At 64.0% G+C, this 14,801-nt stretch carries 17 protein-coding genes; 3 read left to right on the top strand and 14 right to left on the bottom strand.

Features of this window, described 5'->3' with window-relative positions; genetic code table 11:
• Positions 1-29: 29 nt before the first annotated feature.
• The 5 genes from fkpB to murJ form a co-directional block, all read right to left on the bottom strand.
• Positions 30-482, bottom strand: a complete 453-nt coding sequence (gene fkpB, locus QO207_RS07065; protein WP_301531773.1) for an FKBP-type peptidyl-prolyl cis-trans isomerase — start codon at positions 480-482, stop codon at positions 30-32.
• Positions 475-984, bottom strand: coding sequence for a signal peptidase II (gene lspA, locus QO207_RS07060; protein ID WP_301531772.1), 510 nt, complete (start codon positions 982-984; stop codon positions 475-477). The genes fkpB and lspA overlap by 8 nt, the downstream gene beginning before the upstream one ends.
• Positions 977-3,811, bottom strand: a complete 2,835-nt coding sequence (ileS, locus tag QO207_RS07055; protein WP_301531771.1) for an isoleucine--tRNA ligase — start codon at positions 3,809-3,811, stop codon at positions 977-979. Before ileS ends, lspA begins: the two co-directional genes overlap by 8 nt.
• A 21-nt stretch (positions 3,812-3,832) precedes the next feature.
• Entirely contained in the window at positions 3,833-4,771 is a 939-nt protein-coding gene (gene ribF / locus QO207_RS07050) for a bifunctional riboflavin kinase/FAD synthetase (protein WP_301531770.1), read from the bottom strand.
• Between the two features lie 106 nt (positions 4,772-4,877).
• A complete protein-coding gene (gene murJ / locus QO207_RS07045; protein WP_301531769.1) occupies positions 4,878-6,416 on the bottom strand; it encodes a murein biosynthesis integral membrane protein MurJ in 1,539 nt (512 codons plus the stop codon).
• Between the two features lie 253 nt (positions 6,417-6,669).
• On the opposite strand from murJ, the gene rpsT reads away from it, so the two are divergent.
• Entirely contained in the window at positions 6,670-6,939 is a 270-nt protein-coding gene (gene rpsT, locus QO207_RS07040) for a 30S ribosomal protein S20 (protein ID WP_009617555.1), read from the top strand.
• A 131-nt stretch (positions 6,940-7,070) separates the two neighbouring features.
• Here rpsT and QO207_RS07035 read toward each other — a convergent pair whose 3' ends face one another.
• The 5 genes from QO207_RS07035 to rplU form a co-directional block, all read right to left on the bottom strand.
• A complete protein-coding gene (locus QO207_RS07035; protein ID WP_301531768.1) occupies positions 7,071-7,526 on the bottom strand; it encodes a CreA family protein in 456 nt (151 codons plus the stop codon).
• An 11-nt stretch (positions 7,527-7,537) separates the two neighbouring features.
• Entirely contained in the window at positions 7,538-8,656 is a 1,119-nt protein-coding gene (proB, locus tag QO207_RS07030) for a glutamate 5-kinase (protein WP_301531767.1), read from the bottom strand.
• 116 nt (positions 8,657-8,772) lie between these two features.
• Positions 8,773-9,993, bottom strand: a complete 1,221-nt coding sequence (gene cgtA / locus QO207_RS07025) for an Obg family GTPase CgtA (RefSeq protein ID WP_301531766.1) — start codon at positions 9,991-9,993, stop codon at positions 8,773-8,775.
• 159 nt (positions 9,994-10,152) lie between these two features.
• Positions 10,153-10,410, bottom strand: coding sequence for a 50S ribosomal protein L27 (gene rpmA / locus QO207_RS07020; RefSeq protein ID WP_017521622.1), 258 nt, complete (start codon positions 10,408-10,410; stop codon positions 10,153-10,155).
• A gap of 23 nt (positions 10,411-10,433) precedes the next feature.
• Positions 10,434-10,745, bottom strand: coding sequence for a 50S ribosomal protein L21 (gene rplU, locus QO207_RS07015; protein ID WP_138212169.1), 312 nt, complete (start codon positions 10,743-10,745; stop codon positions 10,434-10,436).
• A gap of 241 nt (positions 10,746-10,986) precedes the next feature.
• Here rplU and QO207_RS07010 point away from each other — a divergent pair, with 241 nt between their 5' ends.
• Positions 10,987-11,955: a polyprenyl synthetase family protein gene (locus QO207_RS07010; RefSeq protein WP_301531765.1), complete on the top strand. Its 969-nt coding sequence runs from the start codon at positions 10,987-10,989 to the stop codon at positions 11,953-11,955.
• A 170-nt stretch (positions 11,956-12,125) separates the two neighbouring features.
• Entirely contained in the window at positions 12,126-12,350 is a 225-nt protein-coding gene (locus tag QO207_RS07005) for a hypothetical protein (RefSeq protein ID WP_045217230.1), read from the top strand.
• 134 nt (positions 12,351-12,484) lie between these two features.
• On the opposite strand, the gene QO207_RS07000 is transcribed toward QO207_RS07005, so the two are convergent.
• From QO207_RS07000 to QO207_RS06985, 4 genes are all read right to left on the bottom strand, one after another.
• Positions 12,485-13,102: an FKBP-type peptidyl-prolyl cis-trans isomerase gene (locus QO207_RS07000; RefSeq protein WP_301531764.1), complete on the bottom strand. Its 618-nt coding sequence runs from the start codon at positions 13,100-13,102 to the stop codon at positions 12,485-12,487.
• Positions 13,103-13,185: 83 nt separating this feature from the next.
• Positions 13,186-13,482, bottom strand: coding sequence for a DUF6482 family protein (locus QO207_RS06995; RefSeq protein ID WP_301531763.1), 297 nt, complete (start codon positions 13,480-13,482; stop codon positions 13,186-13,188).
• 128 nt (positions 13,483-13,610) lie between these two features.
• The gene (locus QO207_RS06990; protein WP_184592380.1) at positions 13,611-14,105 is read right to left on the bottom strand and encodes a TIGR00645 family protein; all 495 of its coding nucleotides are present in this window, start codon (positions 14,103-14,105) and stop codon (positions 13,611-13,613) included.
• A 202-nt stretch (positions 14,106-14,307) separates the two neighbouring features.
• Positions 14,308-14,649, bottom strand: coding sequence for a hypothetical protein (locus tag QO207_RS06985; protein ID WP_301531762.1), 342 nt, complete (start codon positions 14,647-14,649; stop codon positions 14,308-14,310).
• Positions 14,650-14,801: the final 152 nt, after the last annotated feature.

Genomic DNA, 14,801 nt, shown 5'->3' with positions numbered 1-14,801 from the left:
GGCCCGCCAGCGGCGGGCCGCGCAGCCAATCAGGCTGGTTGTACGTCGATAATATCCACTTCAAACGCCAGCGTTTTACCGGCCAGCGGATGGTTGAAATCGATGGTGACGTGCTGCTCGTCGAACTCTTTCACAACACCTGGCAGCTCGGTCTTGGCGGCATCGTTGAAGATCACCAGCAGACCTTCGGCGAGTTCCATGTCCTGGAACTGGTCGCGCGGCATCACCTGCAGATTGGCCGGGTTCGGCTGGCCGAAGCCCTGCTCCGGCTCGATGGTCAGGGTGCGCTTGTCACCGGCCTTGAGGCCGAACAGCGCCTGCTCGAAGCCCGGCAGCAGGTTGCCGTCGCCGACCTTGAAGGTAGCCGGCTGCTTGTCGAAGGTGCTGTCGACGACGTTGCCGTCATCCAGTTTCAGGGCGAAGTGCAGGGTGACCCTGGAGTCGCTGCCGATGCGCTGAATGGTGTCAGAAGAATCAGCCATTGGCGGTCTCTCCGGATTTCTTCGATTTGAACATGTCCAGCGCCAGCATGATGGCACCGACGGTAATGGCGCTGTCGGCCAGGTTGAAGGCCGGGAAGCGCCAGCGGTCCTGCCAGTGCACGAGGATGAAGTCCACTACGTGCCCCAGGACCATGCGGTCGTACAGGTTGCCCAGCGCGCCGCCCAGCACCAGAGCCAGGGCGATGGCCAGCCAGGTCTCGCCACGCTTGAGGCGCTTGAGCCAGACCAGCAGCACGACGCTGACGACGATGGCGATCAGGGCGAACAGCCAGCGCTGCCAGCCCGAGCTGTCGGCCAGGAAGCTGAACGCGGCGCCGGTGTTGTAGGCCAGGGTCCAGCTGAACAGGTCAGGGATGACCACGATCTGCTGGTACATGCTCAATTCGGCCTGGAAGAAGGCCTTGCTGACCTGATCCAGGACGAACACCAGCACGGTGATCCACAGCCAGGGCAGGCGGCCGAAGCGATCGGCATTAGGCATAGTGACGCACCTCGCCCGCACCTTCGATGTTCTCGACGCAACGGCCGCACAGTTCCGGGTGCGCGGCATGGCTGCCAACGTCGGCGCGGAAGTGCCAGCAGCGGCCGCACTTGGCGTGGGCGGACTTGACCACCTTCAGCTTCAGGCCCGGCAGTTCGCTCTCGACCGCATCGGCCGGCGCATCGGCCAGCGGCGCCACGGTGGCGGCAGAGGTGATCAGCACGAAGCGCAGCTCGTTGCCCAGCTTCTCCAGGCGCTTGGCCAGGGAGTCTTCGGCGTAGAGGGTGATCTCGGCCTGCAGGTTGCCGCCGATGGTCTTGGCACTGCGCAGGTTTTCCAGTTCCTTGTTCACGGCAGCCTTGGCAGCCATGACTTCGTCCCAGTAGGCGCGATCCAGCTCGGCATCGGCCGGCAGCTCGGAGAGACCGTCGTACCAGGTGCTGAGCATCACCGACTCGGCGCGCTCGCCCGGCATGAAGCTCCAGATCTCTTCGGCGGTGAACGCCATGATCGGCGCGATCCAGCGCACCAGGGCCTCGGCGATGTGGAACAGCGCGGTCTGGCAGGAACGGCGGGCAACGCTGTTCTCCTGGGTGGTGTACTGGCGGTCCTTGATGATGTCCAGGTAGAAGCCGCCCAGCTCCTGCACGCAGAAGTTGTGCACCTTGGAGTAGACGTTCCAGAAGCGGTAGTCGCGGTAAGCCTCTTCCAGCTCGCGCTGCAGCTGCAGGGCGCGGTCGATGGCCCAGCGGTCCAGGGCCAGCAGCTGGTCGTTGGGCAGCAGGTCCTTGGCCGGATCGAAGCCGGACAGGTTGGACAGCAGGAAGCGCGTGGTATTGCGGATACGACGATAGGCGTCGGCGCTACGCTGGAGGATCTGCTGGGAAACGGCGATCTCACCGGAGTAGTCGGTGGACGCGACCCACAGGCGCAAAATGTCGGCGCCCATGCTGTCGATCACGGTCTGCGGCACCACGGTGTTACCCAGGGACTTGGACATCTTGCGGCCGGACTCATCGACGGTGAAGCCGTGGGTCAGCAGTTGGCGGTACGGCGCGTGGCCGTCGATGGCGCAGCCGGTCAACAGGGACGAGTGGAACCAGCCGCGGTGCTGGTCAGAGCCTTCCAGGTAGAGGTCGGCGACCGGACCGCTGGTGTGGCCGAGCTCGGCGTGGGAGCCACGCAGCACGTGCCAGTGAGTGGTGCCGGAGTCGAACCAGACGTCCAGGGTGTCGTTGATCTTGTCGTACTGCGCGGCTTCATCGCCCAGCAGTTCGGCAGCGTCGAGCTTGAACCAGGCCTCGATGCCTTCCTTCTCGACGCGCTGGGCGACGGCTTCCATCAGCTCGACGGTGCGCGGGTGCAGCTCGCCGGTGGCCTTGTGCAGGAAGAACGGGATCGGTACGCCCCAGTTGCGCTGACGCGAGATGCACCAGTCCGGACGACCGGCGATCATGCCGTGCAGGCGCGCCTGGCCCCAGTTGGGCACGAACTCGGTTTCGGTGATGGCTTCCAGCGCGCGCTCGCGCAGGGTGGCGCCGGTCTGCGGCTGCTTGTCCATGCCGACGAACCACTGCGCGGTGGCGCGGTAGATCAGCGGGGTCTTGTGGCGCCAGCAGTGCATGTAGCTGTGGCTGATGCTGGCGTGCTTGAGCAGCGCGCCGACTTCATCGAGCTTGGCGACGATATTCGGGTTGGCTTTCCAGATGAACTGGCCGCCGAAGAACGGCAGGTCGGCCACATAAACGCCATTGCTCTGCACCGGGCTGAGGATGTCGTCATTGCTCATGCCGTACTGCTTGCAGGTACGGAAGTCGTCCTCGCCGTAGGCCGGGGCGGAGTGAACCACGCCGGTGCCAGCGCCCAGCTCGACGTACTCGGCCAGGTAGACCGGCGAGAAGCGCTCGTAGAAAGGATGGCGGAAGCGGATCAGGTCCAGCGCCTCGCCCTGGGCGGTGGCGATGACCTGGCCTTCCAGGCCGTAGCGGGCCAGGCTCGACTCGACCAGTTCCTCGGCCAGCACCAGCAGGCGCTCGCCGGTGTCGACCAGCGCATAGGTGAATTCCGGGTGGACGTTCAGCGCCTGGTTGGCCGGGATGGTCCAGGGGGTGGTGGTCCAGATGACGATGGCGGTCGGCTTCGGCAGGCTGGCCAGGCCGAAGGCGGCGGCCAGTTTGCCTTCATCTTCCACCGGGAAGGCGACGTCGATGGCGTCGGACTTCTTGTCGGCGTACTCGACTTCCGCTTCGGCCAGGGCCGAACCGCAATCGAAGCACCAGTTCACCGGCTTCAGGCCCTTGAACACGAAGCCCTGCTTGACCATCTCGGCGAGCGCGCGGATTTCGCCGGCCTCGTTGGAGAAGTTCATGGTCTTGTAGGGGTTGTCCCACTCGCCCAGCACGCCCAGGCGGATGAAGTCGGCCTTCTGACCCTCGATCTGCTCGGCGGCGTATTCGCGGCACAGTTCGCGGGTCTTGTCCGCTGGCAGGTTCTTGCCGTGGGTGGTCTCGACCTTGTGCTCGATCGGCAGGCCGTGGCAGTCCCAGCCCGGCACATAGGGGGCGTCGTAGCCAGCCAGGGTCTTGGAGCGGACGATGATGTCCTTGAGGATCTTGTTGACCGCGTGACCGATGTGGATGCTGCCGTTGGCGTAGGGCGGGCCATCGTGCAGGATGAATTTCGGGCGACCTTCGCCAATCTTCCGCAGCTTCTGGTACAGGCCAATGTCGTTCCAGAGCTTGAGAGTTTGCGGCTCGCGCTGCGGCAGGCCGGCTTTCATCGGGAAGTCGGTTTCGGGAAGGTTCAGAGTGGCTTTGTAATCGGTCATCTCAGGGCCTGTTCAGGATCTTCAATCAAGCGGTTGGCCCAGCCAGAAGGCTCGGGCGGCGGCGATGTCGGCGAGGATGGCCGCCTTGAGTGCCTCGAGCGAGGCAAAGCGCTGCTCATCACGCAGCTTCTGGTGGAAAGTGATGTCCAGATGCTGGCCGTAGAGATCGCCAGCGAAATCCAGCAGATGCACTTCCAGGTGGGGCTGGCCGTCACCGTTCACGGACGGTCGGGTGCCAATGTTGGCAACCCCGTTGCGGCGCTGGCCAGCCACCATCGTGCTGACCAGGTAGACCCCATTGAGCGGCGCCTTGCGGCGCTTGAGCTGGATGTTCGCGGTGGGCGAACCCAGCGTACGACCCAGCTTCTGCCCGTGCAGCACGCGGCCGCTCAGGCGATACGGACGACCCAGCAGGCGCTCGACCCGGTGCAGGTCGCCATCGGCCAGGTCCTTGCGGATACGCGAGCTGCTCACGCGCATGCCGTCGACTTCCACGGTGGTCGCGGCTTCGACGGTGAAGCCCTGCTCCGCGCTGGCGTTGACCAGGAAGGTGAAGTCGCCGGAACGGTCGCAGCCGAAGCGGAAATCGTCGCCCACTTCCAGATGGCGGACCCGCAGGCCCTCCACCAGCACCTGGCGGACGAACTCGGCGGCCGACAGCTCGCGCAGGCGGCGGTTGAAGGCCAGGCAGAGAACGAAGTCGACGCCGTACTGGCGCAGCAGTTCGAGCTTCTCGCGCAGGCGCGTCAGGCGCACCGGGGCGGCATCGGGAGCGAAGTATTCGCGCGGCTGCGGCTCGAAGATCACCACGCAGCTGGGCACGCCCAGCTCCAGCGAGCGCTCGCGCAGACGCCCCAGGATCGCCTGGTGGCCAAGGTGGACGCCGTCGAAGTTACCGATGGTGGCGACACAGCCCCCGGACAGGGGCCGCAGGTTGTGAAGGCCTCGAAGCAGCTGCATAGCGCGCGTATTGCTCAGAAAGTGGTCGATTATACCTGCACCCGTTGCCATGCGACAGGCAAAATGCCGTCGCCGCAAACCGATGCAATGCTTTGTCCGGCGAAGGTTACAGCACCGCGCGGCGGGAGAAGTCCCGCAGGCGGAAGCCGAGGAGCGCCAGCATACCGAAATAGGCAAGCACACCGGCTACCACCAGCGCACCCAGGCGCACCAGGCGGATCGGCATACCGCCCTGATCCCAGGCCGGCATGAAATACATCATGCCGATCAGCACGGCGCACATCACCAGTACAGATACGACTAATTTGCCGATGAACTTGCCCCAGCCTGCTTGCGGCTCGAACAGTTGCTGCTTGCGCAACTGCCAGAACAGCAGGCCGGCATTCAGGCAGGCCGCCAGGCTGATCGCCAGGGCCAGGCCCGCATGCTTGAGCGGGCCGATGAACACCAGGTTCATCAACTGGGTGGAAACCAGGGTAAACAGCGCGATCTTCACCGGCGTCTTGATGTTCTGCCGCGCATAGAAGCCCGGCGCCAGCACCTTCACCAGGATGATGCCGAGCAGGCCGACCGCGTAGGCGATCAGCGCGCGCTGGGTCATCAGGGCGTCATGGGCACTGAACTTGCCGTACTGGAACAGCGCGACGGTCAGCGGCTCGGCGATCACCGCCAGCGCCAGGGAGCACGGCAGCACCAGCAGGAAGCACAGACGCAGGCCCCAGTCCATCAGCCGCGAGTACTCGTGGCGGTCGTCGCTGGCGTAGGTCTTGGCCAACGACGGCAGCAGGATGGTGCCCAGCGCGACGCCGAGCACGCCGGACGGCAGCTCCATCAGGCGGTCCGCGTAGTACATCCAGGACACCGAACCGGCGACCAGGAAGGAAGCGAAGATGGTGTTGATGATCAGCGAAATCTGGCTGACCGAGACGCCGAGGATCGCCGGGCCCATCTGCTTGAGCACACGCCAGACGCCGGAATCACGCAGATTGACGCGCGGCAGCACGAGCATGCCGATCTTCTTCAGGTGCGGCAGTTGGTAGAGCAGCTGCGCCAGGCCACCAGCGAGCACCGCCCAGCCCAGCGCCATGATCGGCGGGTCGAAGTACGGCGTCAGGAACAGCGCAAAGAGGATCATGCTGACGTTCAGCAGGGTCGGCACGAAGGCCGGCACCGAGAAGCGGTTCCAGGTATTGAGGATCGCCCCCGCCAGGGACGCCAGCGAGATCAGCAGGATATAAGGGAAGGTCACCCGCAGCAGGGAGCTGGTGAGCTCGAACTTCTCCGGCGAGTCGACGAAGCCGGGCGCCGTCACCCAGATCACCCAGGGCGCGGCGAGCATGCCCAGCGCGGTAACCAGCGCCAGGATCAGGGTCAGCAGGCCGGACACGTAGGCGATGAAGGTGCGGGTCGCCTCCTCGCCCTGCTGGGTCTTGTACTCGGCAAGGATCGGCACGAAAGCCTGGGAGAACGCGCCCTCGGCGAAGATGCGGCGCAGCAGGTTGGGCAGTTTGAAGGCAACGAAGAAGGCGTCGGTGGCCATGCCGGCACCGAACATGCGGGCGACAATCGTGTCGCGCACGAAGCCGAGCACCCGCGAGATCATGGTCATCGAGCTGACCGCGGCCAGCGACTTGAGTAGGTTCATAGCGTCCAGAACTGGTAGAATGGCCGCCCCTGCAAGGTGCAGCCCTGGCCTAGAGCGATTGCTCGACCGTCAGGCGAAGCGCAGCAGTGTAGGGCCGCGGGGCGAATAAATCACCCCATCCGCCGGACAGCGTGCGCCCGTCGCACCACTCGTCGGAGGCCGCGCATACCCTTGACAAGGCCCTGATGCAACGGCATTATTCGCGGCCTTAATTTATTCGCAACATCCCAAGTTTTTTTCGAGGAGCTCGACGGTGGCCAACACACCTTCCGCCAAAAAACGCGCCAAACAGGCTGAGAAGCGTCGCAGCCACAACGCCAGCCTGCGTTCCATGGTTCGTACCTACATCAAGAACGTAGTCAAAGCAGTCGACGCCAAGGACCTGCCGAAGGCCCAGGCCGCTCTGGTTGCTGCTGTACCGGTCATCGACCGTATGGCTGACAAAGGCATCATCCACAAGAACAAGGCCGCTCGCCACAAGAGCCGCCTGAACGCCCACGTGAAGGCCCTGGCCACCGCGTAAGCGTTCCGTTCTTGAAAAACCGGCCCCAGGGCCGGTTTTTTTATTGCCTGCGATTTGTTCAGCGCACCGTTATCCACAGGCGCACTTTTGCACAGGCAAAAAGAAAGGGCGGTCACCCGCCCTTCTCTTTTCTACTGCTCAGGCCACGGCATGATCGGAATCGCCGTCACCGCATTCTGCGGACTGCCCTCGATCACCCGGTCGCTGTAGACCAGATAGACCAGCGCGTTGCGCTTCTTGTCGAAGAAGCGCACCACCTGCATGGTCTTGAACACCAGCGAAGTGCGCTGCTGGAAGACCACCTCGCCATCCTTCAGCTCACCGGAGAAGCGGATCGGCCCGACCTGGCGACAGGAGATCGACGCCTCGGCGCGATCCTCCGCCARCCCCAGRCCRCCCTTSACMCCRCCCGTCTTGGCGCGGGACAGGTAACAACTGACACCCTGCACCTTCGGATCATCGAAGGCCTCGACGACGATCTTGTCGTTCGGCCCGACCCACTTGAACACCGTGGACACCTCGCCGACCACGTCGGCCCGGGCCAGCGCCGGCAGCAGCATCAGCGCCGCCATCCATCCCTTGCGCATGGAGAATCTCCTCAGACGAGCACCAGGTTGTCGCGATGCACCAGCTCGGGGCCATCGACATAGCCCAGCATGCCTTCGATGGCATCGGTCGGCTGACCAATGATCTTCTGCGCTTCGAGAGCGCTGTAGTTCGCCAGACCACGAGCAATCTCGCGACCCTGCTGATCCACACAGACCACCATCTCTCCGCGACGGAAGCCGCCCTGCACGGCCTTCACACCAACCGGCAACAGACTCTTGTGATCCTGGGCAATCGCCTTGACCGCACCATCGTCGAGCACCAGGGTGCCGCGCATCTGCAGGTGCCCCGCCAGCCACTGCTTGCGCGCCGCCTTGCGGCTTTGCTCAGGAGTCAGCAGCGTGCCGAGACGCTCACCGACACGCAGACGATCCAGCACGCGCTCGATACGGCCACCGACGATGACAGTGTGCGCACCAGAGCGCGCCGCCAGACGAGCCGCACGCAGCTTGGTCTGCATGCCACCACGACCCAGCGCACCACCGGTGCCGCCAGCCACCGCATCCAGGGCAGGGTCATCGGCGCGCGCCTCGAAGATCAGCTCGGCATCGGGGTTGTTGCGCGGGTCGGCATCGAACATGCCGTCGCGATCGGTAAGGATCACCAGCAGGTCGGCCTCGACCAGGTTGGCCACCAGCGCCGCCAGGGTGTCGTTGTCGCCGAAGCGGATTTCGTCGGTGACCACGGTGTCGTTCTCGTTGATCACCGGGATCACGCCGAGATCGACCAGCGTACGCAGAGTGTTGCGACCGTTCAGGTAGCGCTTGCGATCGGACAGGTCGTCATGGGTCAGCAGCACCTGCGCGGTCTGCAGGCCGTGCACGCCGAAGCTGGACTCCCAGGCCTGCACCAGACCCATTTGCCCCACCGCAGCAGCCGCCTGCAGCTCGTGCATATCACTCGGTCGGGAAACCCAACCTAGGCGACTCATGCCCGCCGCGACAGCGCCAGAGGACACCAGCACCAGCTCGACGCCCGCGCAGTGCAGCGCGACCATCTGCTCGACCCAAACCGCCATGGCATCGCGATCCAGACCGCGACCATCAGCGGTCAGCAACGCACTGCCAATCTTGACTACCCAGCGCTTGGCGCCAGTGACCTTCTCACGCATAGCCGCAACCTTAACAATCAGGCGGTTCGTCCCCGCATCCACGGGGAACACTGGAGGACCCGGCAACCAGGGTCGCCGGGCTACACGCTACAACCAGAGGACTGACAACGCGCCGGTCAGGGCACGTAGAAGATTTCCGGACCGTCGCCGTCGTCTTCGTCATCCTCGAAATCATCGTCATCCACATCGTCGACATTCTTCAGACCGGAACGACGCAGGGCACGCGCATCGTCCAGGGCCTGCAGACGAGCGCGAGCCTCGTCTTCGATGCGCTGATCCAGGGCCGCCAGGGCTTCGCCATAGGCCGGCTCTTCCTCGATACGCAGAGCGCGCTCGTCGAGGTACTTCATGATGTCCTGGCTCAGGGCCTCGGTGCCGTTGCGTTCCAGGGCGGAGATCACGTAGACCGGACCTTCCCAGCCCAGTCGCTCGACCACTGCCTGCTTGCGACGCTCCTGCTCCTCGGGCTCGAGGATCTGGTCCATCTTGTTCAGCACCAGCCAGCGGTCACGCTCGGTCAGCGCCGGGCTGAATTTCTCCAGCTCGTGGACGATGGTTTCCGCGGCATCGGCCGGATCGCTTTCGTCCAGCGGCGCCATGTCGACGATGTGCAGCAGCAGGCGGGTACGCGCCAGGTGCTTGAGGAAGCGGATACCCAGGCCGGCACCTTCGGCGGCACCTTCGATCAGGCCGGGAATGTCGGCAACCACGAAGCTCTTGAAGCGACCGACGCTGACCACGCCCAGGTTCGGCACCAGGGTGGTGAAGGGATAGTCGGCGACCTTCGGCTTGGCGGCAGACACCGAGCGGATAAAGGTGCTCTTGCCTGCGTTCGGCAGGCCCAGCAGACCGACGTCGGCCAGGACCTTCAGCTCCAGCTTGAGGTCACGCGCATCACCCGGCTTGCCCGGAGTGGTCTGGCGCGGCGCGCGGTTGGTGCTGGACTTGAAGCGGGTGTTACCCAGGCCGTGCCAACCGCCCTGGGCAACCATGATGCGCTGACCGGCAGTGGTCAGGTCACCGATGATTTCCTGGGTGTTGGCATCGATGATGGTGGTGCCGACCGGCACGGGCAGGACGAGATCGTCACCCTTGGCGCCAGTGCAGTCCTTGCTGCCGCCGTTCTCGCCGCGCTGGGCGTCGAAGCGACGGGTGTAGCGATAGTCCACCAGGGTATTCAGGTTCTCGTCGGCCTCGAGGTACACCGAGCCGCCGTCACCACCGTCACCGCCGTTGGGACCGCCTTTCTCAATGAACTTCTCGCGGCGGAAGCTCATGAGGCCGTTGCCGCCGTCACCGGCTTTCACGTGGATGGATACTTCGTCGACGAATTTCATTGCGAACGCCTCCCGCCGAACTGGCGGGTTGAAAATAAGAAAAGGAGCATAGGATACAGCCAAGTCCGCGCAAACGCCCGAACCGACAGCACCTCGCCTGGAAACGCCAGAAACAAAAAAGCCCCGTCGCGAGACAGGGCTTTTTCAGTGAGAGCTCGCTTAGGCAGCGACGACGCTTACATAGCGACGGCCAAAGGCGCCTTTCACTTCGAACTTGATCACGCCGTCGACTTTAGCGAACAGGGTGTGATCCTTGCCCATGCCAACGCCGTAGCCAGCGTGGAACTGGGTACCGCGCTGACGCACGATGATGTTGCCTGCTTTCACAGCCTGGCTACCGAACAGCTTCACGCCAAGGCGTTTGCTTTCTGAGTCGCGGCCGTTGCGGGTACTACCGCCAGCTTTTTTGTGTGCCATGAGTCAATTCTCCTGAAGAGGAATTAGGCCTGGATGCCGGTGATCTTGATTTCAGTGAACCACTGGCGGTGGCCCTGACGCTTCATGTGGTGCTTGCGGCGGCGGAACTTGATGATGCGGATTTTATCGTGACGACCGTGGGAAACCACTTCTGCAGTCACTTTCGCGCCTTCTACCACCGGCAGGCCGATCTTGACGTCATCGCCGTTGGCAACCAGCAGGATACGATCCAGGTTGATCGCTTCGCCGGTGGCAACGTCGAGTTTCTCGACCTTGAGGAATTCGCCTTCGGTGACTTTGTATTGCTTGCCACCAGTAACAATTACTGCGTACATCTGGATGTCTCCGTTAGACCTGCTCACCCGACGCTTTATAGAAAGAGGAATCGGTCGGCATGGCTGCATGGGGCCGGAAAGGACGCCCGTGCAATTGCGTAAGGCAGGATATGCCAGGGAAGTTCGGGGCCGCGATTGTACGCAAAGCCCCGGTGCGGATCAAGCCCCATGGGGCCTTGCCTTGACAGCCCAAACAGCGCCACCTAGCATGCCGCGCAATCTACGAGGAGCGCTGTCTTTAATGCAACCCCAGGCTTTCTATCGCGTGGTGGCGGACGACTTCACCGCCGTCGACGGCATTATCCGTCGCCAACTCACTTCCCGCGTTCCCCTGGTGGAAAAGATCGGCGACTACATCATCTCCGCCGGCGGCAAGCGTCTTCGCCCGCTGCTGGTGCTCCTCTCCGGCAAGGCGCTGGGCTATTCGGGCGATGACCTGAAGCTGCTGGCCGCCACCATCGAATTCCTCCACACCTCCACCCTGCTGCACGACGACGTGGTCGACGCCTCCGGCCTGCGCCGCGGCCGCGCCACCGCCAATGCCCAGTGGGGCAACGCGCCGAGCGTGCTGGTGGGCGACTTCCTTTATGCGCGCTCCTTCGAAATGATGGTCGAGCTGGGCTCCATGCCGGTCATGCGCATCATTTCCCAGGCCACCCGCGTGATCGCCGAAGGCGAAGTGCTGCAGCTGTCCAAGGTCCGCGACGCCAGCACCACCGAAGAAACCTACATGGAAGTCATCCGCGGCAAGACCGCGATGCTCTTCGAAGCCTCCACCCACAGCGCCGCCGCGCTGGCCAACGCCCAGCCGGAGCAATCCGAAGCGCTGCGCCTGTTCGGTGATGCCTTAGGGGTAGCCTTCCAGTTGGTCGACGACCTGCTCGACTACCGCGGCGACGCCGCCAGCCTGGGCAAGAACGTCGGCGACGACCTGGCCGAAGGCAAGCCCACCCTGCCGCTGATCGCCACCATGCGCGACGGCACCCTGGAACAGGCCGCGCTGGTGCGCAAGGCCATCCAGCAGGGCGGCAGCCAGGACCTGGAAGGCATCCGCGCTGCCGTGGAAGCCGCCGGCGCGCTGGACTACACCGCCAACCTGGCCCGCGAGTACGCAGCCCGCGCCGTCGACTGCCTGAAGGCACTGCCGGACAACGAATACCGCGCCGCGCTGATCGAGCTGGCCGAGTTCGCCGTCGCCCGCACGCACTGATCCGCCGCTTCGCCAAAGCCCGCCCCGGTTCGCCGCGGCGGGCTTTTTGTTGCCCGTCTTTTGACCGGGAACAACGGATAGGCGCCCGCGTGAAAATTTTTCCAATTCAGGCTTGCTATTAAGATAATAAGAATTATTCTCATTAAACAGTCTGCACGGAGGAACATGCCATGACCTACATGATCGACGCCTGGCTGGATCGCCCGCACCCCTACCTGCGCATCCTGCATCGGGACACCGGGGAAGTCTGCGCGGTACTGGAAGAAGAAGCGCTGGACGAGCTGCGCGAACAGGGCGGCCTGGAGCTGTCCGAGCTCAATACCAGCGAGCCGCTGGTGCTCAAGGAGCTGGTGCGCAACCTGTTCCTGTTCTGTTACGCCCGCGCACTGCGCTAGACGCTGTTTACGATGGCGCAGGATGCGCCGTCGGTGCTCCGCCGCCCGGGAGGCGGATGCACAAAGGGGCGCCTGAGCGCCCCTCTTCCTGCGCAATCGACAAGGATGTCATTGCGCAGCGAACCTCTGGGAAATCAGAGGATTTCCAGCAGCTCGACGTCGAACACCAGCACGCTGTGCGGCGGGATGCTGCCGACGGCCTGGCCGCCATAGGCCAGCTCGCTCGGTACGTGCAGGCGCCACTTGCTACCGGCGTTCATCAGCTGCAGGGCCTCGACCCAGCCGGCGATCACGCCGCCCACCGGGAATTCGGCCGGCTGGCCGCGATCGTAGGAGCTGTCGAAGACAGTGCCGTCGACCAGGGTGCCGTGGTAGTGGGTACGCACGGTATCTTCGCGGGACGGCTTGGCGCCTTCGCCGCTGGTCAGTACTTCGTACTGCAGGCCGGATGGCAGGACGGTCACGCCTTCGCGCTTGGCGTTTTCCACCAGGTACTCGCGGCCGACGGCGGCGGCAGCTTCGGCTTTCGCCTGGGCTTCGGCCTGCATGCGCTCGCGGATCACCTGGAAGCTGGCGGAGAGGACTTCGCCCGGCACGCGGCTGTCAGCGCCGGCGTAGGCGTCGGACAGGCCGGCCACGATGGCGTCGAGGGTCATGCCCGGAACCGGGTTCTCGCGCAGCTGGTCGCCCAGCTGACGGCCGATACCGTAGCTGACGCGGGCTTCGTCGGTGGAAAGGTTGAGTTCGCTCATGGCGGCGCTCCGCTAGGGGGTTCAAAAAAGGGCCGCCAGCCTAGCACAGATGCCTCGCCTCCCCCACCGCCGGGGCTGCGGGCCTAACGCAGCGGCATGGTGACCCCGGCGCCGATGTCGCGCTCATCGAGCATGCCGCACATCTCGTCATGCACCACCGCATGCACCAGGTGGAACGGCAGCGGCGGCACCGCACGCAGTACCTCGCGGGCATGGGCCACCGAGCGCACGCTGACGACTTGCCCGCCCACATCGTGGACCGGGTAGAAGCGGTCGCCCATGCGCGCTTCGAGCACGTAGATATCGCCTTCCAGCGACACCAGGTTGATCTCGTCGATGTCGCCGGCGAGGGACCGATTGGTCAGTTCCTGCAGATTCATGTACAGCACCTCCTGCGGGTTGAGCCACGCGGGAAAGTCTTGTACAGCAGCCGCTCACCGCAAGCCCGAAACGCAACCGCCCGTCCGTTTTGCAACGGCCGGGCGGTGTGGATAACAGCCTGGAGGCCTTAGTGGTCGTGGCGTGTGAGCTTATCGAGGTAGCCCATGGCGAACGCCGACAGAACGAAAGTGAGGTGGATGATCACGTACCACATCAGCTTGTTGTCGGGGACGTTCTTGGCATCCATGAAGATGCGCAGCAGGTGGATCGAGGAGATCGCCACGATGGACGCGGCCACCTTGTTCTTCAGCGACCCGGCGTCCATCTTGCCCAGCCAGTTGAGCTTTTCCTTGCCTTCGTCGATGTCCAGCTGCGACACGAAGTTCTCGTAGCCGGAGAACATCACCATCACCAGCAGGCCGCCGACCAGCGCCATGTCGATCAGCGAGAGGATCACCAGCACCAGGTCCGCCTCGGCGATGGAGAAGATGCTCGGCAGGATGTGGATGATTTCCTGGAAGAATTTGATGGTCAGCGCCAGCAGGGCCAGCGACAGGCCGATGTAGATCGGCGCCAGCAGCCAGCGCGCGGCGTACAGGGAGTTCTCGATGAATCGTTCCATGGCTCTCGTAGGAAAAGTCTCAGAGGAAGGGCGGCGGCAGTATAGCGGATGGCTTTTGCCAGTTATCCCGGCTTTCTATAGATAAATATGTCTGTGGATAAATATCCGGGCGGCCACGGTATGAAACCGTAGCGACAAGGCGCCCCGCGGCCTTCAGCGGATTGTGCAGGGGCTGCGCAATCCCACTCTCGGCCCTGAAACCTCAGCCTTCGGGGCGGGACTGGAAGTTGCCCAGCGGGCGCGAGCGTTCGCCGTTGAGCCGGCGCAATTCGCCCTGCAAGTGCAGCTGCCAGATCGGGGGATCGTCTGCCACGATGTAGCCCTGCTGGGCCAGGCAGTCGGAGATCGCCTCAAGCACGCCCTCGGCAACGAAAGGCCCGAAGAACGGGCCCTGCGCCTTGATGGCGGTGGGCTGCGCACCGGACATGCCGGCGGCGCACAACAAGGTCCAGAGTCCATTCTCTCCGGCCAGCGGCCTGATCTCGCACTCGATGCGCGTGGTCAGCCCCAGACAGGGGCGGATAAGGCAGAGGTTACGCGGCATGGCGGCACCCTCGCGGTTGTCCTGAGTTCGAGACTACACCCAGGTTCTGACACGCGAAAGCACGGATTTATCCACCCAGCCTGTGGACAACTGTGTGAAAAGTGCGGGGGCAGGAGCGCCGCAGCGGCGCCCCGCCTGGGTTGCGAGCAGTT

Origin of the sequence: Pseudomonas sp. CAN1 (assembly GCF_030462585.1) — a bacterium.
Lineage (GTDB): Bacteria > Pseudomonadota > Gammaproteobacteria > Pseudomonadales > Pseudomonadaceae > Pseudomonas.
The sequence above is the reverse complement of the archived record's forward strand: the minus strand, read 5'-3'. Positions and strand labels throughout refer to the sequence as shown.

Bases quoted from the DNA above. Each gene is read 5' to 3' on its own strand.
- fkpB (WP_301531773.1), bottom strand. From the start codon at position 482: ATGGCTGATTCTTCTGACACCATTCAGCGCATCGGCAGCGACTCCAGG.
- lspA (WP_301531772.1), bottom strand. From the start codon at position 984: ATGCCTAATGCCGATCGCTTCGGCCGCCTGCCCTGGCTGTGGATCACC.
- ileS (WP_301531771.1), bottom strand. From the start codon at position 3,811: ATGACCGATTACAAAGCCACTCTGAACCTTCCCGAAACCGACTTCCCG.
- ribF (WP_301531770.1), bottom strand. From the start codon at position 4,771: ATGCAGCTGCTTCGAGGCCTTCACAACCTGCGGCCCCTGTCCGGGGGC.
- murJ (WP_301531769.1), bottom strand. From the start codon at position 6,416: ATGAACCTACTCAAGTCGCTGGCCGCGGTCAGCTCGATGACCATGATC.
- proB (WP_301531767.1), bottom strand. From the start codon at position 8,656: ATGCGTGAGAAGGTCACTGGCGCCAAGCGCTGGGTAGTCAAGATTGGC.
- cgtA (WP_301531766.1), bottom strand. From the start codon at position 9,993: ATGAAATTCGTCGACGAAGTATCCATCCACGTGAAAGCCGGTGACGGC.
- rpmA (WP_017521622.1), bottom strand. From the start codon at position 10,410: ATGGCACACAAAAAAGCTGGCGGTAGTACCCGCAACGGCCGCGACTCA.
- rplU (WP_138212169.1), bottom strand. From the start codon at position 10,745: ATGTACGCAGTAATTGTTACTGGTGGCAAGCAATACAAAGTCACCGAA.
- QO207_RS07010 (WP_301531765.1), top strand. From the start codon at position 10,987: ATGCAACCCCAGGCTTTCTATCGCGTGGTGGCGGACGACTTCACCGCC.
- QO207_RS07005 (WP_045217230.1), top strand. From the start codon at position 12,126: ATGACCTACATGATCGACGCCTGGCTGGATCGCCCGCACCCCTACCTG.
- QO207_RS07000 (WP_301531764.1), bottom strand. From the start codon at position 13,102: ATGAGCGAACTCAACCTTTCCACCGACGAAGCCCGCGTCAGCTACGGT.
- QO207_RS06995 (WP_301531763.1), bottom strand. From the start codon at position 13,482: ATGAATCTGCAGGAACTGACCAATCGGTCCCTCGCCGGCGACATCGAC.
- QO207_RS06990 (WP_184592380.1), bottom strand. From the start codon at position 14,105: ATGGAACGATTCATCGAGAACTCCCTGTACGCCGCGCGCTGGCTGCTG.
- QO207_RS06985 (WP_301531762.1), bottom strand. From the start codon at position 14,649: ATGCCGCGTAACCTCTGCCTTATCCGCCCCTGTCTGGGGCTGACCACG.